Source organism: Mycobacterium alsense, from assembly GCF_002086635.1.
GTDB lineage: Bacteria > Actinomycetota > Actinomycetes > Mycobacteriales > Mycobacteriaceae > Mycobacterium > Mycobacterium alsense.
Window position 1 is genome coordinate 1 of the sequence record NZ_MVHD01000016.1, and the last position, 21989, is coordinate 21989.

The following is a 21989-nucleotide window of genomic DNA, read 5'->3' on the forward strand; positions in this document are numbered from 1 at the left end:
GCACGGGTGGCACCGGCGGGAAGGCCGGCGGGGGGGGGGGAGGCACCGAAGGGAATGCGGGGCCCGGCACCGCGGGGGGGGGGGGGGGGGGGGGCGGGGGGGGGCCCGGGGGGGGGGGGGGGGGGGGGGGGGGGGGGGGGGGAAGGACCCGCCACACCTTGCCGGGCGGCGCGTCGACGTGGAATCGCACGGTGTAGGACTGCATCAGTGCTCTCCCCAGCTCTCCCTGCTAGCCCCAGCTAGCCCCAGGTGTCCCAGAAGGTGATGGTCTCCGCGGGCGGCCTCGACGCCGGCCGGAAGTCGGTCCCGACGGTGTAGGCGACCGGGAAGAGCGCGGCCTGGGTGGCCGTGGGCGGAATGCCCAGCAACTCGGCCACCTCGCGCTCCCTGGCCAGGTGCATCGTCGTCCACACCGATCCCAGCCCACGCGACCGCAGGGCCAACAGGAAGCTCCAGCCGGCCGGGATGATCGACGCCCACGCCGACGCGGCGGTCAGCAGGTTGGAGTTGTCGATGCGGTTGTCCAGGCAGGGGATGACGTGCACCGGAACCCGGGCCAACGTGTCGGTCAGGGCGAACGCGCTGGCGTACACGCGTTTGGTCTGCGGGTCAGGGGCCTCCTTGGCCGCGTGGGCGAGGTATTCGGCGCCCACGCCGCGGTAGATGTCCGCGATCGCGGCCCGCTTGTCGGGGTCGGTGACCACCAGCCAGCGCCAGTCCTGCGCGTTGCTCGCCGTCGGCGCCTGCATCGCCAGCCGGATGCACTCGAGGATCACCTCGCGGCCGACGGGCCGGTTCAGGTCGAGGCGCTTGCGCACCGATCGGGTGGTGGTCAGCAATTCGTCGACCGTGGCGAGATCCATCGGGTCCTTTGAATCCTCTCTAGAGTTCGATCGCGCAGGACTGGTCCACCCCGAGCACGGTCAACGAGCGCCCGAGACCGAGGAACACCGCCACACAGAGCGTGAGATCGAGGACCTCCTCGTCGGAGAACGACCCGCGCAGCCGCGCGAAGAACCCGTCGTCCAGCGACGCGTGGTCGTTCGCGAAGCGTTCCGCGAACTCGATGGCCAGGCGCTGGCGCGGCGTGTAGCCGGGGTAGCTGGCGTAGGCGGCGACGTTGTCGTAGACCTCGGCGGCGACGCCGGCGTCCAGGACGGATTGGGCGCGAAAGTCCGAGCACGCGACGCAGTCGTTGATCTGGGCGATCCGCATCCGGGCCAGTTCCCGCTCCTCGGGCGGCAGGATGCTCTGCTGGTATGCGCCCCGGATCATCCGCTCGACCATGCCCCCCAATTGCGGGCGCAGCGACCAGATCATGGCGGCTTCGCCACCGGGGCCGTCCGGGATGTCAATTCGGGCCATCATCGAACTCCTGCCCGGTGAAGATCGTTACCGCGTTGAGCAAACCAGATTCTCAACTCGGCTGTCTAGGTCGGGCGCCGGGCCTTATTGCGTCTTATTGCGCATATGTAGGCCCGGCGCAGACCCGGAGAACGGGGCGGGCTACCGTCCGTGGACGAGGGGCGTTCACGGCGGAGCGCCCCGTGGTTTGGAGGTCTCGGCGTGCTGTTCATGCACGAGGTGCACACGGTGCGTGGCCGCCTCGAGGACGACTTCGAGGCCGCCTTCCGGACGGGCTGGATGCCCATGCTGGCCGCGGGCGACGACGCCCGGCTGCTGTGGTACGCCAATCAGGCGCACGGCAGCGGCCCGGCCTACACGGTGGTCACCGTCACCGCCGTTCGCGACGGGGCGGCGTGGGAGCGGCTGACCACGCGGGTCCAGAAGGGCGACCTGCAGGAGTGGATGCGCCACCTCGACGAGCTGCGCCACGAGGTCGACGCGAAGCTCTTGGTGCCGCTGCCGTGGTCGCCGCTGCTGGAGGTGTCCTTCGACGACGTGCCGGCCGACGGGCGAGAGCACGAGATGAGCCTCTACATGGAAGACACCATGTGGCCGTACGAGGACAAGTTCGAGGAGTACATCGTCCAGTGCGGCGAGGTGTACGCGAGAAGCCTGGAGCGGCCGTCGTCGATGCTGACCATGCACGCCGCGTTCCAGCCCGCCCTCGGCAGCCACGTGCGTCGCGAGGTGATCCTGATGCAGCGCATCAGCCGGCCCGAGGCGTTGCTCGACCTGCTGCGCACCCACATTCCCGCCGAGTACCGTGCGCCCGGAACCTGGATGCACGACGCCCTGGACCTGCGCGACCAGTGGACCTCCCGGCTGCTGCGCACCTCCGAGTGGTCGCCCCTGTATTAGGAGTATTAGGCCGCCGATGAACACCGGGACGATTCTCGACGCCGCCGCGACCGGCGAGCCCGACCGGGTTGCCCTCGTCATCGACGACCGCGCCACCAGCTACGGCGAGCTGGCCGCGACGGTGCGGAACTGCGCCGCCGGCCTGGCCGGCCGTGGCGTTCGGCCCGGCCAACGCGTCGCGGTCGTCGACAACGGCAGCCTGCTGTCGATCGCGACCATGGTCGGCGCGGCGCGCATCGGCGCTGCGGCCGCGCTGATGAATCCCGCGCTGACGCCGGCGGAGCTGCGCGGGCTGCTGCACAACGCCGGCTGCGCCGACGTGGCGGTCGCCGGGGAGGCGTACGCGCAGCGCCTGCGCGACGCGGGCGCGCCGACGGTGTTGACGGATTCCGACCTCGTCGGGGCCGGCCGGCCGCCGACCGACGTGGGGTTTGACGCGGGGTTTGACGCGGGGCTCGACACCGACGACGACCGGGACGCGCTGGTGTTGTTCACCAGCGGCACAACGGGATTGCCCAAGGCGATCGGCATCTCCGGCCGGCGGCTCAGCGACCGGATCAGGGGGATGACGACGCCGTTCCGGCCGGGCGTCGAGCCGGCGGTGGGGATGATGTGCGTCCCCTTCTTCCACGTCGGCGGCGCGCTGGGCACGCTCGGCAGCCTGTACTCCGGCAACACGTCGGTGGTGCAGGCGCGCTTCGACGCCGGCGAGTGGCTGCGGCTGGTGTCGCGGCATCGGGTGGTGAGCACCTTCATGGTCCCGACGATGCTGCAGCGCATCCTCGACCACCCGGACTTCGCGAGCACCGACCTGACGTCGCTGGTGGCCATCGCGTACGGGGCCGCCGCCGCGCCGATCACGTTGGTGCGCAGGGCAATGGCGGCGCTTCCGCACGTCGCGTTCGCCAACGTGTTCGGGCAGACCGAGACCCTCGGCGCGTACACGACCCTGCTGCCCGGCGATCACCACGACCCGGCGCGGGCCGGCTCGGTCGGCCGGCCGCTGCCCGGGGTCGAGGTGCGAGTGGTGGACCCCGCCACCGGCGCCGACGTCGCGCCCGGAACGGTCGGCGAGTTGTGGGTGAACACCAGTCAGAATGTCACCGAGGGCTGGCTGCGCACCGGGGATCTCGCGCGCCGGGACCCCGACGGCTACATCTTCCCGAGCGGCCGGCTGAGCGACACGATCAACCGCGGGGGCGAGAAGTTCGGGCCGGTCGAGGTGGAGGAGGCGCTGCGCAGCCATCCCGCCGTCGACGACGTCGCGGTCGCCGGCGTCGCCGACGACGAACTCGGCCAGCGGGTCGGCGCCGCCGTGGTCGCTTCCGCCCCGGTGACGCTCGAGGAGTTGCGTTCGCACTGCCGCGAATTGATCGCCTACTTCAAGCTGCCCGAGCGGCTGGCGCTCGTCGACCACATCCCCTACAACGCGACCGGCAAGGTCAGCCGGCGCCAGATCGCCGCGCTCATCTTGGACGAGGCCTGAAACCTAGGGAGTTGCAGTGCTTTTCCTTCACGAGACCCACCAGGTGGTGGGCGCGCGCGAGGACGAGTTCGAGGCCGCCTACCGGGAGGGCTGGATGCCCACCCTGGCGCAGGACGACGACGCCCGGCTGCTGTGGTACACGAACCACGCCCACGGCTCCGGGCTGGCCTACAACGTCGTCACCATTACCGGGATCAGCGACGGCGCGGCGTGGGAGCGCCTGGCGCGCCGGGCCCAGACCGGGGACCTGCGGCCGTGGATGCGCGAACTGGACAACCTGCGCCACGAGGTGACCGGAAAGATCCTGCTGCCGGTCGACTGGTCGCCGCTGCAGACGGTCGACCTGGCCAGCGTGCCCACCACCGGCGCGACCCATCCGCTGAGCCTGTTCATGGAGGACACGGGCTGGCCATACGCCCCGCTCGACGACTACATCCGGATGTGGGACGAGATCTACTACCGGGTGCTTTCCCAGGCCCCCAGGGAGCGGCGAATCCTCGACATCCAGGCCTGCTTCCAGGTCGCCCACGGCAGCTACCGGCGGCGAGAAGCGATGCTGTGGCAGAAGATCGAGGACTTCGAGAACTACGCCGCGCTGGTGCGCCTGCTGACCACCGAGACCGCGCCCGAGCACAAGCGCCCCGGCAGCTACATGGTGGAGGCGCTGAAGTTTCGCGACCAGTGGGAGAGCCGGCTGCTGCGGACGTCGGACTGGTCACCGCTGTACTAGGGCGGGCAGCCGCGTCAGGCGAGCGGCGCCAGCCCCGAACGCACCAGGTCGAGGCTCGCGGCCACCAGCTCACCGAGGTCCCCGACGCAGCCGTTGCGGCCCCAGTTCTCCACCGCCACAACGAGGGCCGCGGCCAGGGCCGAACCCGCGACCTCGGCGGCGAGGTCGATGTTGGCGACGCCCGGGTTGCGGCCCCGCACGAAGTCGGCCAGCACCGCGGCGAACGACGCCTGCACCACCCGCAGATGGCCCGCGATGCGCTCGGCGCTGATCAGCTCGGCGCGGGCCGTCGCGGCCTGACGCACCACCTCGAGGTCGTGCGGGAAGGCCGAGACGCTCGCCAGCACCGCGTCGAACAGCGACTCCGAGGCCGGGCGCGAGGCCAGCGCCTCGGCCAGCCATTCCAGCTGCGTCTCGTAGTCCTGGAAAAGCACGGCCTCCTTGGTGGGGAAGTGCCGGAAGAACGTCCGCTCGGTGACCCCGGCCTCCCGCGCCAGCTCGGTCACCGTCACGTCGGCAAACCCCTTGCGGGCGAAGCACTTCAGCGCCGCACGGCGAAGCGCCTCGTGCGTCGACCGCCGGCGCTGCTCGTGGCGGTTGGCCGGTTTCGCGACTGGCATCTTCCAATTATGTCAGTACTGACATATTCTTGTCACGCGCCGACCCGAGGAGGACACCGATGACCGACTATGACGCGATCGTCGTGGGGGCCGGACACAACGGGCTGACCGCGGCCGCGGTCCTGCAGCGGGCGGGCCTGCGGACGCTGTGCCTGGAGGCCAACACCTACGCCGGCGGCATGGCGGCGACCGTCGAGCTGATCGACGGCTTCCGCTACGAGATCGCCGGATCGGTGCAGTTCCCGACGGCGAGCCAGATCACCAAGGACCTCGGCCTCGACACCCTGCCCACGGTCGAGCCGGACGTGATGTCGACCAACATCGGCGAAAACGGCGAGGAGCCGATGGTCTTCTACCGCGACCCCATCCAGCTGATGACTCACCTGGGCGAGAGGCACGGCATCGAGGCGGTCACCGGGATGGCCGAGCTGATCGCCTGGAGCCGGGGACCGGCGAAGGCCCTTGGCCGCTTCGACGTTCGCCAGCCCCCCAAGACGCTCGACGAGATGTATGCCTGCGCGGCCGACGAGGCAGAGCGCCGCGCCATTCATGAGATGCTGTTCGGGTCGGCGATGGACGTCATCGACCGCTACCTGCCCGACAGGGACCGGCACGCGGTGATGCGCGGGATGCTGGCGTTCTTGGCCGTCAACTCCACCTACCGCGGCCCCTACACGCCGGGCAGCGCAACCTGCCTGGCATTCGCGCTGGCGGTGCCGGACGACGGCACCGCGATGATGACCAAGCTCAAGGGCGGCATCGGCGCGCTGACCGAGCACCTGCGCGAAATCTTCGTCTCCCACGGCGGCGAGATCCGGTTCCGCGCGAAGGCCGAGCAGATCCTCGTCGAGCGCGGCGCGGTGACCGGGGTGCGACTGCGCGACGGCACGACGATCACCGCCCCGATCGTGGTGTCCAACCTGTCGCCCGACCTTACCCTCACCGGGCTCATTGCCCCCGAACACGTTCCGGCGCAGCTGGTTTCACGACTGTCGGGCCGCGATCACCGCGCCTCCTTCGTGCAGCTGCACTTCGCCCTCGACGGTCTGCCCGAGTTCAAAGCGCCGTACGAATTCTTGAACGAAGAGGGCATGCAGCAGTCGGTCGGCATCTTCGGCTCGCCCGAAGAGCAACAGCTGCAATGGGAAACCTGCCGCCGGGGCCTGATACCGGACACCCCGTCGCTCGGTATGCAGATTCCCTCGGTGCACGACCCCGGCATGGCGCCGCCCGGCAAGCACGCCGCCAGCGCGTTCGCCTACGCCTTCCCGGTGGAGGTCGACCGCGAACGGCACGGTCAGCTCAAAAACGAGATGGCCCAGCGCGTCATCGACAAGCTCACCAGGTTCGCGCCCAACTTCAAGGACATCGTGATCCGCCACATCACGTTCGCGCCGTACCACATGAACACCATGTTCGCCGCGCCCGACGGCGACTTCTGCCACGGGCTGCTGCATCCGGACCTGATGGGGCCGAACCGCCCCGGCCCGAAGGGCTTTCTGGACTGCCCGATTCCGATCCAGGGGCTCTACCTGGGCGGCGCGGGATGCCATGGCGGGCCCGGCATCACGTTCGCACCCGGCTACAACGCCGCCTATCAGGCGCTCGACGACATGGCCTGACCCGATCAGGGCCGGCAGGCCGGTTCCAGCGGCAGGACGGGGCCGCCCGATCGCAGCGACAGCAGGTGCAGGTAGGTGGCCAGCGAATGTTCGCACGCCACCGAGTAATTAACCAAAACCTTCGGCGGCAGCGGCACCAGCCGGATCGGGTTCAGTTCGTACGGGTTGAGCACGTGTTCGTAGTCCAAGGGAGGGGGCAACGCGGGCACGATGTCCAGCCGATTGGCGATGCGGTACGAATCCGTGACCACCTGGTCGAAGGTGCTGGCGAACAGCGAATCCCCGGTGCGCGGGCTGGCATAGCTGTACACGGCGGGGCGGGTGAACGGCGTGTTCACCGCCACGTCGAGGGCGAGCAGGGTCGCCAGGGCCCCGCCGAGGCTGTGCCCGCACAGCGTCACGGAGTTGACGGGTTGGGGGAACTTGAGTTTCGTGAGCGCGTCGACCACCGTCGGCGCACCCGGCGCCGTTCCGGTCCGCAGCGACTCGTACATGATGGTGAAGCCCTCTTCCGTGTTGCCGGCGCCGGCCAGAAACGGGCAGGGCACCTGGAGGAAGTCGGCGTCGTGGATCCACTCCAGGATCCCCTCGGTGCCGCGGATCGCGATCGCCACGTCGCCGGTCTTGTCCGCCTGGCAGACCAGCCCGATGGACACCTCGTCGTCGGCTCGGGCCGGGTTCATGTCGGTCGCCAGGTCGTTGGCGTAGATCGTCGTGACGACGGTGTAGTCCACACCACCGGCGCTCAGGGCCCGACCGGCCGCGTTCGCCAGGTCGCCGGGCGACGTCGCGGAGGTCGCGTTGACCAGCTGGCCGAATTGTATTGCCCGCGTGACGTCTAACGTCGGGGCGGCCGCCGGCATCAGGCGCCGAACGTGCCGGTGTATTGCGCCTGCCCGGCCGTCGCCCGCGTGATCGCCTGTGCGGCTTGCGATCCCACGGCTCCCGGGGGCAGCTGGAAGGTGGCGGGAAGCTGATAGAGCGTAAAGCGATAGTGGTGCACCCCGGTGCCCGCGGGCGGGCAGGGTCCGCTATACCCGGCCTTGCCGGCCGAATTCGGCAGGCTGCTTCCCCCGGCCGGAGTCTGGCCGTCCGCGGTGCTTCCGGGTCCGGGCGGGATTCCCACCACGATCCAGTGGATGTAGGGCCCGTGCGGGGCGTCCGGGTCGTCGACGACGAGCGCCGCCCCCTGCGGCGCCGACCAGGTCAACGGCGGCGGCACGTCGGCGCCCTTGCAGGTGTACTGCGCGGGGATCGGGGCGCCGTCGGGGAAGGCCGGGCTGCCGATCGTCAGCGGGCCCCCGGCGGGCGCCTCGGGGACGCCGCGGCCCAGGGACGTCACCTTCGGTGTCGGCGGGGACGTCATGTGGCTGCCGCCGTCGCCGCCGCAGCCGGTCAGCGCGCCCAGCAGCGCCAGCCCGCCCACGACCGATGCGATGCGTGTCGGTTCCATTGGGACTTCCATGGGGACTTCCATGGGGACAGTGTCGCTCCGGAAGCGGCGCTCGGGAAGCGCCTACTTGCCGCCCTTGACCTTCAGCACGCGCTTGCGCAGGCCGTCGGTCGCGGTTTCCATCAGCCCCTTGGCCCCTCGCTTGAGGAGGAATCCGGGGACCGGCACGGAGGGCTCGACGGTGAGCTCGAAATGGACCCGGGTGGAATCGCCTTCGGGCGTCAGTCGGTAGCGGCCCTCCTGTGCGCGTTGCTGTTTGGCGCTCACCAGTGTCCAGCTCACGCCGTCGTCGTGGACGGTGTAGTCCAGCACCTGCTCGTCGGTGACGCCGACGATCTTGACCGCTTGCCGGGATTTGGTCGGGTGGCCGTCGCTGTCCCGCTCCAATACTTCGACCTTCTTGTGGAACGAGGACCACTCGGTCAACGACTCGAGGTCGAACAACACGTCCATGATCTGCTCGGGCGTCGCGTCGATGACGACTTCCCGGGTGTCGGTGATAGCCATGGGGGACGGATAGCCGCTGCGCCGCCACGGGAAACTCAGGGCACCAGCACGACCTTGCCGACGTTCTCCCGGGCGGCCAGGATCCGGTGGGCCTCGGGCGCCCGCGCGAACGGCACCGCCGCGTGCACGACGGGGGCGATGGTGCCGTCGTCGAGGGCCGCGGTCAACGGGGTGATCCAGGGCTCGAGCGTGCCGCGGTCGTCCCACAGCCGCAACATGTTGAGGCCGATGACGGTCTTGGACTCGGAGAGCTGGTCGAGCAGGCTGAACCCGCGCAGCATGGACAACGCGTGCGGCGCGGCCGCGCGCAGCGAGCGCTTCTCGCCGCGCTGCATGTTCGAAATGCCGTAGCCCACAAGCCTTCCGCCCGGGCGGAGCAGGTCATAGGAGCGCCGCAGCGACGTGCCGCCCAGCGCGTCGAGCACCACGTCGTACGGACCGAGGCCCTTCCACCAGCCGTCGCGGCGGTAGTCGATCGCGCGGTCCACGCCCAGCTCGGCGAGCTTGGCATGCTTGCCGGGCGACGCGGTGCCGTGCACTTCGGCCCCGGCGGCCTTCGCGAACTGGATCGCCGCGATGCCGACACCGCCGGCCGCGGCGTGCACCAGAACCCGCTCGCCCGCGCGCAGCGACCCGTAGCCGTGCAGCGCCGCCCACGCGGTGGCGTAGTTGACGGGAACGGCGGCGCCCTGCTCGAAGCTCAGCGCCTCGGGGAGCCGCACGGAATCGCTCGCCGCGACGTTGACAACCTCGGCGTAGCCGTCGAATCGCGTGCCCGCCAGCACCCGTTCGCCGACGCGACCGGCGTCCACCCCGTCGCCGACGGCCTCGACCGTTCCGGCGACCTCGTAACCCACCACGGCCGGGAGCTTCGGCGCATCGGGGTACATGCCGGCGCGGGCCATGTGGTCGGCGAAGTTGACACCGGCCGCGCGCACCGCGATGCGCAGCTGTCCCGGGCCCGGTGGCGGTGGGTCGGGCCGCTGCTGGACCTGCAGCACCGAGGGGTCACCGTGCTTGGTGATGACGACTGCGCGCATCGCGTTCTCCTTGGTCTGGGCCGGCGGTTCGGGCGAGCCGCGGCAGCACGACGTCGCGCCAGCCGGGGCCCATACGGTCGAAGGCCGCGGCCATCCTCGTGTCGCTGAGGTCAAACCCGCTGTGCTCCAAGAACACTCGCGTGCCCTTGCCCTCCGGCTCGAGGCGCCAGGTGAGCGTCCAGGCCGCCGTGAAGGTGTAGACGAAGCGGTGCGGGGGATCGACCTCGAGCACCTTGCAGGGCTGCTTGCCGTAGCCCGGCATGTCGAGCGTGAACTGGTGGCCGACGACGGCGGCCACGTCGCCCTCCGCCCACCACTCTCGCAGCAGGGCCGGTTCGGTCAGCAGCCGCCACACCTTCGCCGGCGGTGCCGCCACGAATTGGTCGACCCGGATCGTGGCTAACGATTGACCCGTCATTCCAACCGCTCCGCGGCCTCGGCGAGCCCGCCCAGTCGGGCGCGCCAGAACTTCTCGAATGGATGCAGCCACTCGCCCAGTTCTGCCAGCGGTTCGGCGGTCAGGCGGTAGATGCGCCGGCGGCCCTGTGGCTCGTCGGCCACCAGCCCGGCAGCGCGCAGCACCTTGAGGTGCTCGGCGACGGCGGGCCGGCTGAGCTCGAATCGGTCGCTGAGTTCCCCCGCCGACAGGGACCGTCGGGCCAGGATCTCGAGCAGTTCCCGCCGCACCGGGTTCGCCAGGGCGAGAAAGACGCGATCGGCGGCGGCCACGCCCGGCAATATATGTCGGATATTCCCGACATGTCAAGTTTTTCCGACATGTTCGGCCATTGGCGGCTAGCGTCCTCGTTATGCATTTCGCCTGGGAGCGGCTCGCCGCCGGGGTGCATCGCTGCCGCCTGCCGTTCTGCGACGTGACGATCGGTCTGGTGTGCGGACGCGACGGAGCGCTGCTCGTCGACACCGGCACGACGCTGCGCGAAGCGACCGCGATCGACGCCGACGCCCGCCGGATCGCCGGGCGCCCCGTGACGCATGTTGTGTTGACGCACAAGCACTTCGACCACGTCCTGGGTGCCCCGGCGTTCGCCGACGCCGACGTGTATTGCGCGCCGGCGGTCGCCGACTACCTGTCGTCGGCGCCCGGCGAGATCCGTACCCAGGCGCTCAGCTACGGGGCCGACCCCGCCGAGATCGACCACGCCGTCGCCGCGATCCGCCGCCCACGGCACACCGTCCACGACGCCGTCGTCGACCTGGGGGACCGCGCCGTCACGATCGCCCACCTGGGCGCGGGCCACACGACGTCGGACCTCGTGGTTATGGCGCCGGGCGCCGACCCTGCCGACGGTCGGGTCGTGGTGTTCACCGGTGACCTCGTCGAGGAATCCGCCGACCCGTTCATCGACGCCGACTCCGATGTGGCGGCCTGGCCGGCCACCCTTTCGCGGGTGCTCGCGGCCGGGGGACCGCGGGCCATTTACGTCCCCGGCCACGGCAGAGCCGTCGACGCGGGGTTCGTCCGAAGGCAGCGGGATTGGTTGAGCGCCCGAGGGCCGAGACCATGATCCGCGAAAATCGCTGCGGCACAAGGCATTAGCGCAGGGGGCGTCGTCCCGGTGCGGGACGCCGGAGCACGGTACGACAACGGTTTCGGATCGGGTGCATCGACCCCTGATTGAACCGCCGGTTCCGGGGATAAACTCACGTTCAGCGGAATCGTGCTGAAGAGGAGCGTAACCCCATGGCCATCATCGAAACGGACAACGAGATCCGTACGCCGTTCGACCAGGACGTTGAGGCTACGCAGCGATACTTCGACAGTTCGCGCTTCAACGGCATCATCCGCCTGTACACGGCCCGCCAGGTCGCCGAGCAGCGCGGCACCATTCCCACCGACTACCCGGTCGCGCGGGAAGCGGCGGCCGCCTTCTACGACCGGTTGCGCGAGCTGTTCGCGGAGAAGAAGAGCATCACGACGTTCGGCCCGTATTCGCCCGGGCAGGCGGTGGCCATGAAGCGGATGGGGATCGAGGGGATCTACCTCGGGGGCTGGGCGACCTCCGCCAAGGGCTCCACCACCGAGGACCCCGGGCCCGACCTCGCCAGCTACCCGTTGAGCCAGGTGCCCGACGACGCGGCGGTCCTGGTGCGCGCGCTGCTCACCGCCGACCGCAACCAGCAGTACCTGCGCCTGCAGATGAGCGAGCAGAAGCGCGACGCGACGCCGGCCTACGACTACCGGCCGTTCATCATCGCCGACGCCGACACCGGCCACGGCGGGGATCCGCACGTGCGCAACCTGATCCGCCGCTTCGTCGAGGTCGGCGTGCCGGGTTACCACATCGAGGACCAGCGGCCGGGCACCAAGAAGTGCGGCCACCAGGGCGGCAAGGTGCTCGTTCCGTCCGACGAGCAGATCAAGCGGCTCAACGCGGCCCGCTTCCAGCTCGACGTCATGCGGGTGCCCGGCATCATCGTCGCGCGCACCGACGCCGAGGCGGCCAACCTGCTCGACAGCCGCGCCGACGAACGCGACCAGCCGTTCCTGCTCGGCGCCACCAACCTGGACATTCCTTCCTACAAGGCGTGCTTCTTGGCGCTCGTTCGGCGTTTCTACGAGTTGGGCGTCAAGGAACTCAACGGCCACCTGCTCTACGCGATGTCCGACGCCGAGTACGCCGGGGCGACCGCGTGGCTCGAGCGCCAGGGCATCCAGGGCCTGGTCAGCGACGCCGTCAACGCCTGGCGGGAGGACGGGAAGACCTCGATCGACGATCTCTTCGACCAGGTCGAGTCGCGTTTCGTCGCCGCCTGGGAGGACGACGCCGGGCTGATGACCTACGGCGAGGCGGTCGCCGAGGTGCTCGCGTTCGGCGAGAGCGAGGACGAGCCGGTGGACATGAGCCCCGACGAGTGGCGGCGGTTCGCCCAGCGGGCGTCGCTGTATACCGCCCACGCGAAGGCCAAGGAGCTGGGCGTCGATCCCGGCTGGGACTGCGAGCTCGCCAAGACCCCGGAGGGTTACTACCAGATCCGCGGCGGGATTCCGTATGCGATCGCCAAGTCGCTGGCGGCGGCGCCGTTCGCCGACATCCTGTGGATGGAGACCAAGACGGCCGACCTCGCCGACGCCCGGGAGTTCGCCGAGGCCATCCACGCCGAGTTCCCCGACCAGATGCTGGCCTACAACCTCTCGCCGTCGTTCAACTGGGACACCACCGGCATGACCGACGAGGAGATGAAGCGCTTCCCCGAGGAGCTGGGCAAGATGGGCTTCGTCTTCAACTTCATCACCTACGGCGGGCACCAGATCGACGGCGTCGCCGCCGAGGAGTTCGCCGGGGCCCTCAAGCAGGACGGCATGCTGGCGCTGGCGCGCCTGCAGCGCAAGATGCGGCTGGTCGAGTCGCCCTACCGCACACCGCAAACCCTGGTCGGCGGGCCGCGCAGCGACGCCGCGCTGGCCGCGTCCTCGGGGCGCACCGCGACCACCAAGGCGATGGGCAAGGGATCGACCCAGCATCAGCATCTGGTGCAGACCGAGGTGCCGAAGAAGCTGCTCGAGGAGTGGCTGGCGCTGTGGAGCGAGCACTACCACCTGGGCGAGAAGCTGCGCGTGCAGCTGCGGCCCCGCCGCCCGGGATCGGACGTGCTCGAGCTCGGGATCTACGGGGAAGGCGACGAGCAGCTGGCCAACGTCGTCGTCGACCCCATCAAGGACCGCCACGGCCGCAGCATCCTCACGGTGCGCGACCAGAACACCTTCGCCGAGAAGCTGCGCCAGAAGCGGCTGATGACGTTGATCCACCTGTGGCTGGTGCACCGCTTCAAGGCCGACGCGGTGTACTACGTCACGCCGACCGAGGACAACCAGTACCAGACCTCGAAGATGAAGTCGCACGGCATCTTCAGCGAGGTCTACCAGGAGGTCGGCGAGATCATCGTCGCCGAGGTGAACAAGCCGCGCATCGCCGAGCTGCTGACGCCCGACCGCATCGCGCTGCGCAAGCTGATCACCAAGGAGGGGTAGGGCCGGCCGCTCCAGCCGCTCAGTCCGCGAAGAAGAGGCCCGACAGCTCGTTACCGAGGTTTTGCGCGCCCGAGACCAGGCTGGTCGCCGACAACGGCAGCGTGCCGGTGTTGAGGAAGCCCGAGACCCCGGCGCCCAGGTTGTTGAAGCCCGAGTTCAGCCCGCCGTAGTTCTGGTAGCCGGACCCGCCGGCGAGGGCGCCCACGGGGTTGGTGTTGAACCAGCCCGACAGCCCCGACCCGTTGCCGCCGAAGCCCGAATTGCCCCCGGCGCCGGTGTTGAAGAAGCCCGACGACGGCGCGTCGCTCGAGTTGAAAAAGCCCGGCGCCGACGGGATGTCGAAGCCCGCGACGGTGGTGCTGGGCAGGCGGATGCTTCCGATGGTGAGCGCCGGGGTGGTGAAGGCGCCGAGCCCGATGGGCGGCACGGTGAAGGCCTGGGTGGTGACGGACGGGACGTCGACCTCGGGAAGGGTGAACGCCCCCAACCCGATCGAGGGCAGCGTGTACGGCGTCGTGGTCACCGCCGGGGTGCTCACCTGCGGCAACGTGAACGCCCCCAACCCGATCGAGGGCAGCGTGTACGGCGAGGTCGTCACCGCCGGCGTGCTGACCTGGGGGAGGGTGAAGCCACCCAACCCGATCGAGGGAATCGTGTACGGCGTCGTGGTCACCGCGGGCGTGCTGACCTGCGGGAGAGTAAAGCCGCTCAGGGTGATCGGGTCGATGGTGACGCCGGGGATGCTGATGGCCGGCAGGTTCAATGCCGGGAACGTGAACGACTCTATGGCCACGGGGAAATAAAAGCCGCTGATATAACCGCCACCGATCGTAATGTATGCATTGGGCGCCCCTGAGTAAATGGGATTTCCCTGGGCGTCGATGCCGGAGATGTAGTTGCCCCCGATCTCCGGGAAGACCCCGGGGGCAAGTGTCTGCAAAGCGGCAATGTTGTTGGGAATGAATATGTGTATGTTGTCAATTCTAATTTCGGGCAGGCCCAAATACCCAATGCTGATCGTCGTGAGTATTCTTGGGGTAACAAATGGGTCGGTGTTTATCCCGCCTATGGTAATGGGCGGGGTGTGTATCGTTGGCAGGCTGAATCCGCCCACCGCCACGCCGGCCGGCGACGTCAACGCCGGAACAGTGAACGACGGCAACGTAATCTCCGGCAAGCTGAAACCACCCACCGAAACGTTCGCCGGCGACGTCAACGCCGGGAACGTAAACGACCCCAACGTAATATCCGGCAAGCTGAAACCACCCACCGAAACGTTCGCCGGCGACGTCAACGCCGGGAACGTAAACGACCCCAACGTAATATCCGGCAAGCTGAAACCACCCACCGAAACGTTCGCCGGCGACGTCAACGCCGGGAACGTAAACGACCCCAACGTAATATCCGGCAAGCTGAAACCACCCACCGAAACGTTCGCCGGCGACGTCAACGCCGGGAACGTAAACGACCCCAACGTGATCTCCGGCAGGCTGAAACCGCCCACCGTCACATTCGGCGGCGAATGCAGCGCCGGAATGGTGATCGGCGGAAGGCCGATCGGCGGGAGGCTGAATCCGGGAATGGATATTCCGGGTATTTCGAGCGGCGGCACCGTCAGATCCGGTGTGGTAACGGCGAGGTGGAGGCTGCCCTGCCCCACGCCCCGATAGAGGACGCCGGTATTCGCCTGGCCGCTGTTGAACAGGCCGTTGTTCATATCGCCCAGGTTGAAGGCGCCCGTGTTGACGTTGCCGGTATTGAAGAAGCCGGTGTTGGCGCTGCCCGTGTTGAAGCTGCCGGTGTTGGACGCGCCGGGGTTGAAGTTGCCGGTGTTGTAGTTGCCGGCGTCCAGGTTGCCCGTGTTGGCCAGGCCGGCGTCCAACATGCCCGTGTTGAACGACCCCGCGTGGAACAGACCCGTGTTGGCCACGCCCGAGTTCCCGATGCCGGTGTTGTAGCTGCCGGAGTTCCCGATGCCGAAGTTTCCGGTGCCGGAGTTGAAGAAGCCCACGTTTCCGGTGCCGGAGTTGAACAGGCCGATGTTGCCGCTGCCCGAGTTCAGCCCGCCGATGCTGACCTGGTTGATGCCGTTGGGTCCGACGCCGACGTAGTTGTTGCCGATGCCGATTAGGTTGTTGCCGGTCAGCCCGACGCCGACGTTGTTGTTGCCGGTGTTCGCGATGCCGATGTTGGTGTTGCCGGCGTTGCCGAAGCCGACGTTGCCGCTGCCCGCGTTGCCGAAGCCGACGTTGTTGGCACCCAGGTTCGAAAGGCCGACGTTGGAGGTGCCGGAGTTCCCGAAGCCGACGTTGGCGTTGCCCAGGTTCCCGCCGCCGAGGTTTCCGGCGCCCACGTTCGCGTTGCCCACGTTGCCGCCGCCGACGTTGGCAAAGCCCGCGTTGAGCGTGGTCGTCTTGGGCTGGGCGGCCGCCGCGTTGGCGCCGCCCGGTTGCGCAAACGGCGTCAGCGCCCCGACCGCCGCTGACGCCCCGGAGTAGTAGTTCGACATCGCGGACACCGCCTGGGCCCACATCTGTTCGTACTCGGCCTCCATGGCGGCGATGGCGTGCACGTTTTGTCCGAAGAGGTTCGAGATCACCAGTGACACCAACTGAGAGCGGTTGGCCGCCACGACAATCGGCTGCACCATCGCCGCCTGCGCCGATTCGAAGCCGCTCACGACCGCGCGCGCCTGCGCGGCCGCCCGCTCGGCCATGGCGCCCGCCGCGGTGAGCCACGCCGCGTGTGGAGCGGCCGCCGCCGTCATCGCCGCCGCGGACGGGCCCTGCCACGCTCCGCCCGCGAGGTCGGACGTGACGGCCCCGAACGCGGCCCCCGCCGAGGCCAGTTCGGCGGCCAGGCCGTCCCATGCCGTCGCCGCCGCCAGCATCGGCGCCGACCCCGCGCCCGAGAATATGTTGGCCGCGTTGATCTCCGGCGGCAGCACAAAAAAGCTCATTTACGTCAACCTCTCTCGGCGAGCGCGGCCAATAAAAGCTCGCGAAAATATGGCAACAGCCGAGCTTCGACCGGTCGCCAGCGCGCTTTAGTAGCGCATAAGCTAGCCACATCCCCGGTGGCAGTGCGCCTGTTTTATTGAAGTGAGATCATTTCGTTATAAGACCGTGATTTTCTTCTGATGCTTTGTAAAGCTTGTTTACATTCACCCATGTTTTTCGGCATTCAAGATCAAATGTCAAGCGACCGAAGAATTAACGTCCGTGGCGATCTACCGGCTCCCCGTTTGCCGCCTCCCACGCCCGGGTACGGGGAAGTGGTCCGCGTCAAGAGTGGGTGCGAATGGAAGTGGGGACCGGCAATGAGATCCGGAGCGAGATCTGGAGCCAGGAATAGCGTCGCGCTGTTGGGCGGGGCGGCCATGCTCGTGTTGGCCGTCGGATGTGGCGGCGGCAACAAGGGCCCCGGCAGCAGCAGCACGACCCCGTCGACCACCACCCCGTCGTCCAGCGTGGCGCCCGCGCCGTCGACCGGGCCCGGTGGGGGCGGCGGGACCCCCGGCGGCCCGACCGGAGGCGGCGGCCCCGGCGGCGGTGGCGGCAGCATCCCCGGCGTTGGCGGCGGCGGGGGCGGACCGGGCGGCGGCGGCGGTTGCGTCGGCAACGTCTGCGGCGGCTACCCCTAAATCGCCCAGGATTCATTGAGCTTGCTCCCAAGCCGGTGGGGCCGTGCGCAACTGGCCCCGCCGGCTGAGCACTGCCCGCGGCGTTCCCTTTTGCCCGGCGGCGGGCGCGTTGAGTTATCGTTCTCCGCAACTCGACTGCAAGGGGATCCGCATGGCCAGGCTCAGGTTTGGATATTTCATCGCCCCGTTCCATCGGGCGGGCACTAACCCGACGCTCGCCCTGCAGCGCGATCTCGAGTTCATCCAGCATCTCGACGCCGTCGGCTTCGACGAGGTATGGCTGGGCGAGCACCACTCCGCGGGCAGCGAGATCATCAGCTCGCCGGAAATCTTCATCGCCGCGGCCGCCGAACGCGCCAAGCGGATCCGGTTCGGCACCGGGGTCATCTCGCTGGCGTACCACAACCCACTGTGGGTCGCCGACCGGCTGATGCTGCTGGATCACCTCACCCACGGTCGCGTGATCGGCGGGATGGGACCGGGCTCGTTGCCCACGGATTCGTCGATGATCGGTCTCAACCCCACCGACACGCGCGAACTGCTGGAGACCAACCTCGACATCGTCGTTCGGTTGCTGGCGGGGGAGACCGTGAGCGCCAAGACCGCCACGCACCAGCTGTTCGACGCCAAGCTGCAACTCGCCCCGTACTCCGAGGGCGGCATCCCCCTGGCGGTCGCCGCGGTCGCCTCGCCGACCGGTGCCCGCCTGGCCGGCAAGCACGGCATCGGCCTGCTCTCCATCGGGGCGACGCTGACGGTCGAGGGCTTCGACGCGCTGTCGTATCACTGGGGCATCGTCGAAGAGCGCGCCGCGGTCTTCGGCACCCGGGTCGACCGCCGGAACTGGAGCCTGGTCGGGCCGATGCACATCGCCGAGACCGACGAACAGGCCCGCGCCGACGTGAAATTCGGCATCGAGTCGTGGTTCAACTACTTCCAGAAGGTGGCCGCCTTCCCCCAGATGACCATGCCGGGTGAGCAGCTCGACGAGATGATCGACGTCATCAACGAGAGCGGGGCGGGCGTGATTGGCACGCCGGAGCGGGCGCGCGCGCAGGTGCAGCGGCTCTGGGATCAATCCGGCGGGTTCGGCTGCTTTTTGCAGATGGGCCACGAGTGGGCCAATCCCGCGGCCACCAAGCGGTCGGCCGAACTGTTTGCCGCCGAGGTGATCCCGCATTTCCAGGGCCAGGCGCAGCCGACGCTGGACGCCGCCGCCCGCGCCGGCCAGGTGCGCGAGGGCCTCGCCCAAAGCCAGCTGCAGGCGGTCGAGCACATGACCAAGAAGTATCAGGACGAGATCGGGTCGAACTAGCTCATATCCGGCCGATAGCCGCTTCTCAGCCCGCGGCTAGCCGCGGGGCGCATACATGAGGCATGAGCACGGCCCCCGCCCACCGATCGCACACGCTGCGGCTGGCCGTCGCCGCGGCCGCTGCCTTCGCAATGCTCGCGCTCGGTTCGGGATCGGCGGCCGGCGACGACGGCTCCGATGACCAGGCTCAGCTCCAGCAGCAGCAGGCGCTGCAGCAGATGGAGCAGTCCATGCAGCAGGCCGAGCAGCAATTCGAACAGGGCATGCAGCAGGCTCAGCTGGACGAGCAGCAGGCCGACAACCCCTAGTCTTGTCTCCAGGCGTGGCGGCCGCGGGATGCGGCCGTTACGCGTCTCTGGATGTTTTCAAAGGCCTTGGGCGCCAAGGCCGATCTCACGCGTCAGACCCGCGCTCGGCGGCTTTGACCAGCCGGCCCGCGAAGAACCGGACCGCCCCGCCCATCGCCGCTCGCATCAGCGGACCCGTTCCGCGCACCCCTTCGACGAACGAGCCGGTCCAGCGAATGTCGGTGCCGCCCGCCGGATTCGGGGTGAGGATCACCTCCCCGACGTAGTCCTTGGCGGGGCTCGCGGGACCGACCAGCTTGTAGGCGTGGCGGCGGTCCTGCTCGTAGGCGGTGGTTTCCTCCTGGACCAGCACGGGCCACATGCCGATCCTGCGGACGGCCCCGACGCCGCCCGGCGCCGGATCCCCCTGGCGCGCCCAGCTCGACTGCAGAACGATCGGCTTGGCCCACTTCGACCAGTTGCCACCGTCGGCCACCAGCCGGAACAACGTCGCCGCGTCCGCGCTGCTGGTGCGGTTGATTTCGAACGAGAACTCGCGACCGGACACGCGCGTACCCTACCGCGATGAGTTTTGGCAACGAAACTTGTCTCTATATGTAGGTCGACCATCTGTAGGTCGACCACACTCGAGCCCCCGCACCCGCTGCGGGGGCTTTTCGTTGAAAGAGAGGGCTCAGTCATGGGAATGGCAAGGGACACGGCCGCCGGCAAAACGGTCTTTGTGACCGGCGCCAATCGCGGCATCGGCCGGGCCTTCGTGCAGGAGGCCGTGCGCAGGGGGGCGCGGCGGGTATACGCCGGCACCCGGGCGGCCTTCACGCCCTCGGACGCGCGGGTTGTCCCGGTGCCGCTCGACGTGACGAGCGCGGCGCAGATCCGCGACGCCGCCGCGCAAGTCGAATCGCTCGACCTGCTCATCAACAACGCGGGCATCGCGCTCTACGACGATCTGAGCGATCCCGCGCTGCTGGAACGGCACCTTGCCGTCAACCTTTTCGGCACCTACGCGGTGACACGCGCGTTCCTGCCGGCGCTGATCCGTTCCCGCGGAGCGGTGATCAACAACCTGTCCGTGAACGCATTGGCGCCATTGCCGCTGATTCCCGCGTACTCGGTCTCCAAGGCGGCCGCGTTCAACCTCACCCAATCGCTGCGCGCCATCCTGGCACCGCGAGGGGTGCGCGTTCACGCGGTCTTCACCGGCCCGGTGGACACCGACATGACCCGAGGCCTCGACATACCGAAGGCGACTCCGCAGTCCGTGGCGGCGGCCGTCTTCGACGCATTGCAGAGCGACGAACAGGACATCTTCCCCGATCCGGTGTCCCGGTCCATCGCTCACCGCTGGCCCAGCAGCCCCGCCAGCGAGCTGGAACGCCAGTACGCCCGGATGCTCGCGACGGCACCGCCGGTGACCGCGCACGCCTGACACCATCACCAGGAGGACACCATGTACACGCCAAAGACGTTCAGCCTCAAGGGAAAGACCGCGCTCGTCGTGGGCGCCAGCCGCGGCCTGGGCCGCGGCATCGCGACCGCCGCGTCCGGCGCAGGCGCCTCGGTGATCGCCGTGTCCCGCGGCGCCACCACGTTCCCCGATCCGCGAAGCGGCGCCGGCGGCGTGCACGCCGTCGTCGCGGACGCGGCCGACCCGTCGGTGCCGGGCAGCCTTGTGGACCAATACGATCCGCAAATCCTGGTTCTGGTGGCCGGTGCCAGCCCGCTGATGCGTCCCCTGCAGCACCACACCTGGGAGTCGTTCTCGGCCAACTGGAACGCCGACGTGCGCATCGCCTTTCACTGGCTGCGCGAGGCCCTGCTCAAGCCGCTGCGGCCCGGCAGCAGGGTGGTGGTGGTCAGCAGCGGTGCCGCCCTCGCGGGATCGCCGCTCAGCGGCGGGTACGCCGGCGCCAAGGCCACCCAACGCTTCATCACCGGATACGCCCAACAGGAGGCGGACCGCGCCGACCTGGGCATCACGTTCACCGCCCTGATGCCCCGAATCACCCCGCTGACCGAACTCGGCCGGCCCGCCGTGCGCGCGTACGCCGCCCGCGACGGCATGTCCGAGGAGGACTACGTCAAGCAGCTCGGCCAACCGCTCACCCCGGAGGCGGCCGGCGCGGCCGTCGTGGAACTGGCCGGGTCCGACGGCGCCGGCATCGCGCCGGCCTACCTGCTGACCGCCTCGGGTCTGCAAAAGATCGCCTGATCGAGACCACAACAGAAAGGTTTGACATGACCATGCCGACGCCCCCGATCGTCTCGGCCCAGGAATGGGAGGCCGCCCGCCAGCGGCTGCTGATCGAGGAAAAGGAGTTGTTCCGGGCGCGCGACGCCCTGGCCGCGAAGCGCCGCCGCATGCCGTGGCTGGCGGTCGACAAGGCGTACCGCTTCGACGGGCCCGGCGGCGCGGTGAGCCTGCCGGACCTGTTTCAGGGCAGGCGTCAGCTGGTCGTCTACCGGGCATTCCTGGAACCCGGGGTGGACGGCTGGCCCGACCACGCGTGCCGCGGCTGCTCGATGATCGCCGATCACGTCGGCAACCTGGCCCACCTGAACGCCCGCGACACCACCCTGGTGTTCGCCTCGCGCGCCGCCCAGCCCGACATCGCGCGGGTCAAGGACCGCATGGGCTGGCGGATGCCCTGGTACACGATCACCGACGACTTCGACCGCGACTTCGGCGTCGACGAGTGGCACGGCACCAACGCGTTCATCCGCGACGGCGACCGGGTGTTCCGCACCTACTTCATCAACAGCCGCGGCGACGAGGCGCTCGGCACCACCTGGAGCTACCTGGACATGACAGCCCTTGGCCGGCAAAAGGATTGGGAAGACTCCCCGGAGGGCTACCCGCAGACACCCGCGTACGCGTGGTGGAACTGGCACGACGCCTATGGCCCGGAGGCCGACGCGCAGCCGGCGCAATGGTGGGAGGACCCCGAGCCGGGGGAGCGCAGCCCCAACGACCCCCGACCGCCGCGCCGCGAATCGTGAAAGGCTGGG

23 protein-coding genes and 1 pseudogene are annotated in these 21989 nt (G+C 69.1%); 12 read left to right on the forward strand and 12 right to left on the reverse strand.

What is annotated here, in order from left to right; all coding sequences use genetic code 11:
* Positions 1-109 precede the first annotated feature (109 nt).
* The 3 genes and pseudogenes from BST11_RS29140 to BST11_RS11620 all read right to left on the reverse strand — a co-directional run.
* Positions 110-205 (reverse strand): annotated as a pseudogene (locus BST11_RS29140) (SRPBCC family protein); the annotation flags it as partial.
* A 34-nt stretch (positions 206-239) separates the two neighbouring features.
* Positions 240-863 carry a nitroreductase family protein gene (locus BST11_RS11615; protein ID WP_083138124.1) on the reverse strand — a complete coding sequence of 208 codons (624 nt, stop codon included), beginning with the start codon at positions 861-863 and terminating at the stop codon, positions 240-242.
* A 19-nt stretch (positions 864-882) separates the two neighbouring features.
* A complete protein-coding gene (locus BST11_RS11620) occupies positions 883-1365 on the reverse strand; it encodes a carboxymuconolactone decarboxylase family protein (protein WP_083138125.1) in 483 nt (160 codons plus the stop codon).
* A gap of 210 nt (positions 1366-1575) precedes the next feature.
* On the opposite strand from BST11_RS11620, the gene BST11_RS11625 reads away from it, so the two are divergent.
* The 3 genes from BST11_RS11625 to BST11_RS11635 are packed head-to-tail and all read left to right on the forward strand — an operon-like array spanning position 1576 to position 4481.
* Positions 1576-2265, forward strand: coding sequence for a hypothetical protein (locus BST11_RS11625; protein ID WP_244897623.1), 690 nt, complete (start codon positions 1576-1578; stop codon positions 2263-2265).
* A gap of 16 nt (positions 2266-2281) precedes the next feature.
* Complete coding sequence (locus tag BST11_RS11630; RefSeq protein WP_083138127.1) at positions 2282-3751, forward strand: class I adenylate-forming enzyme family protein; 1470 nt, start codon at positions 2282-2284, stop codon at positions 3749-3751.
* Between the two features lie 16 nt (positions 3752-3767).
* Positions 3768-4481, forward strand: coding sequence for a hypothetical protein (locus BST11_RS11635; RefSeq protein WP_083138128.1), 714 nt, complete (start codon positions 3768-3770; stop codon positions 4479-4481).
* Between the two features lie 14 nt (positions 4482-4495).
* Here the strand turns inward: BST11_RS11635 and BST11_RS11640 are convergent, their stop codons facing one another.
* Entirely contained in the window at positions 4496-5101 is a 606-nt protein-coding gene (locus BST11_RS11640; protein WP_083138129.1) for a TetR/AcrR family transcriptional regulator, read from the reverse strand.
* Between the two features lie 59 nt (positions 5102-5160).
* On the opposite strand from BST11_RS11640, the gene BST11_RS11645 reads away from it, so the two are divergent.
* Positions 5161-6723: a phytoene desaturase family protein gene (locus BST11_RS11645; protein ID WP_083138130.1), complete on the forward strand. Its 1563-nt coding sequence runs from the start codon at positions 5161-5163 to the stop codon at positions 6721-6723.
* Between the two features lie 5 nt (positions 6724-6728).
* On the opposite strand, the gene BST11_RS11650 is transcribed toward BST11_RS11645, so the two are convergent.
* The 6 genes from BST11_RS11650 to BST11_RS11675 are packed head-to-tail and all read right to left on the reverse strand — an operon-like array spanning position 6729 to position 10452.
* Positions 6729-7586 (reverse strand): lipase family protein, encoded by an 858-nt coding sequence (locus tag BST11_RS11650; RefSeq protein WP_083138131.1) that lies wholly within the window; start codon positions 7584-7586, stop codon positions 6729-6731.
* Positions 7586-8188 carry a YbhB/YbcL family Raf kinase inhibitor-like protein gene (locus tag BST11_RS11655; RefSeq protein ID WP_083138132.1) on the reverse strand — a complete coding sequence of 201 codons (603 nt, stop codon included), beginning with the start codon at positions 8186-8188 and terminating at the stop codon, positions 7586-7588. Before BST11_RS11655 ends, BST11_RS11650 begins: the two co-directional genes overlap by 1 nt.
* A 51-nt stretch (positions 8189-8239) precedes the next feature.
* Positions 8240-8683 (reverse strand): SRPBCC family protein, encoded by a 444-nt coding sequence (locus tag BST11_RS11660; RefSeq protein ID WP_083138133.1) that lies wholly within the window; start codon positions 8681-8683, stop codon positions 8240-8242.
* Between the two features lie 35 nt (positions 8684-8718).
* Positions 8719-9723 carry a zinc-binding dehydrogenase gene (locus tag BST11_RS11665; RefSeq protein WP_083138134.1) on the reverse strand — a complete coding sequence of 335 codons (1005 nt, stop codon included), beginning with the start codon at positions 9721-9723 and terminating at the stop codon, positions 8719-8721.
* Entirely contained in the window at positions 9692-10141 is a 450-nt protein-coding gene (locus BST11_RS11670) for an SRPBCC family protein (RefSeq protein WP_083138135.1), read from the reverse strand. The genes BST11_RS11665 and BST11_RS11670 overlap by 32 nt, the downstream gene beginning before the upstream one ends.
* A complete protein-coding gene (locus BST11_RS11675; RefSeq protein WP_083138136.1) occupies positions 10138-10452 on the reverse strand; it encodes an ArsR/SmtB family transcription factor in 315 nt (104 codons plus the stop codon). Before BST11_RS11675 ends, BST11_RS11670 begins: the two co-directional genes overlap by 4 nt.
* An 80-nt stretch (positions 10453-10532) precedes the next feature.
* Here BST11_RS11675 and BST11_RS11680 point away from each other — a divergent pair, with 80 nt between their 5' ends.
* Both BST11_RS11680 and aceA read left to right on the forward strand, forming a co-directional pair.
* On the forward strand, positions 10533-11249 hold the full coding sequence (locus BST11_RS11680; RefSeq protein WP_083138137.1) for an MBL fold metallo-hydrolase: 717 nt from the start codon (positions 10533-10535) through the stop codon (positions 11247-11249).
* Between the two features lie 176 nt (positions 11250-11425).
* Positions 11426-13714, forward strand: coding sequence for an isocitrate lyase ICL2 (aceA, locus tag BST11_RS11685; RefSeq protein WP_083138138.1), 2289 nt, complete (start codon positions 11426-11428; stop codon positions 13712-13714).
* A 19-nt stretch (positions 13715-13733) separates the two neighbouring features.
* Here aceA and BST11_RS11690 read toward each other — a convergent pair whose 3' ends face one another.
* Positions 13734-16673 (reverse strand): PPE family protein, encoded by a 2940-nt coding sequence (locus tag BST11_RS11690; RefSeq protein WP_083138139.1) that lies wholly within the window; start codon positions 16671-16673, stop codon positions 13734-13736.
* 360 nt (positions 16674-17033) lie between these two features.
* Between BST11_RS11690 and BST11_RS27600 the strand changes: the two genes are divergently transcribed.
* The 3 genes from BST11_RS27600 to BST11_RS11705 all read left to right on the forward strand — a co-directional run bounded on the left by BST11_RS27600 (position 17034) and on the right by BST11_RS11705 (position 18980).
* Complete coding sequence (locus BST11_RS27600; RefSeq protein WP_211284698.1) at positions 17034-17357, forward strand: hypothetical protein; 324 nt, start codon at positions 17034-17036, stop codon at positions 17355-17357.
* 151 nt (positions 17358-17508) lie between these two features.
* Entirely contained in the window at positions 17509-18672 is a 1164-nt protein-coding gene (locus BST11_RS11700; RefSeq protein ID WP_083138140.1) for an LLM class flavin-dependent oxidoreductase, read from the forward strand.
* 62 nt (positions 18673-18734) lie between these two features.
* Positions 18735-18980 (forward strand): hypothetical protein, encoded by a 246-nt coding sequence (locus BST11_RS11705; RefSeq protein WP_083138141.1) that lies wholly within the window; start codon positions 18735-18737, stop codon positions 18978-18980.
* An 85-nt stretch (positions 18981-19065) separates the two neighbouring features.
* Here the strand turns inward: BST11_RS11705 and BST11_RS11710 are convergent, their stop codons facing one another.
* Positions 19066-19527 (reverse strand): SRPBCC family protein, encoded by a 462-nt coding sequence (locus BST11_RS11710; RefSeq protein ID WP_083138142.1) that lies wholly within the window; start codon positions 19525-19527, stop codon positions 19066-19068.
* Positions 19528-19665: 138 nt separating this feature from the next.
* Here BST11_RS11710 and BST11_RS11715 point away from each other — a divergent pair, with 138 nt between their 5' ends.
* The 3 genes from BST11_RS11715 to BST11_RS11725 are packed head-to-tail and all read left to right on the forward strand — an operon-like array spanning position 19666 to position 21980.
* Positions 19666-20409: an SDR family NAD(P)-dependent oxidoreductase gene (locus BST11_RS11715; protein ID WP_244897620.1), complete on the forward strand. Its 744-nt coding sequence runs from the start codon at positions 19666-19668 to the stop codon at positions 20407-20409.
* A 21-nt stretch (positions 20410-20430) separates the two neighbouring features.
* Positions 20431-21192 (forward strand): SDR family oxidoreductase, encoded by a 762-nt coding sequence (locus BST11_RS11720; protein ID WP_067321725.1) that lies wholly within the window; start codon positions 20431-20433, stop codon positions 21190-21192.
* Between the two features lie 32 nt (positions 21193-21224).
* Entirely contained in the window at positions 21225-21980 is a 756-nt protein-coding gene (locus tag BST11_RS11725) for a DUF899 domain-containing protein (RefSeq protein ID WP_083138202.1), read from the forward strand.
* The last annotated feature ends 9 nt before the right edge of the window (positions 21981-21989 follow it).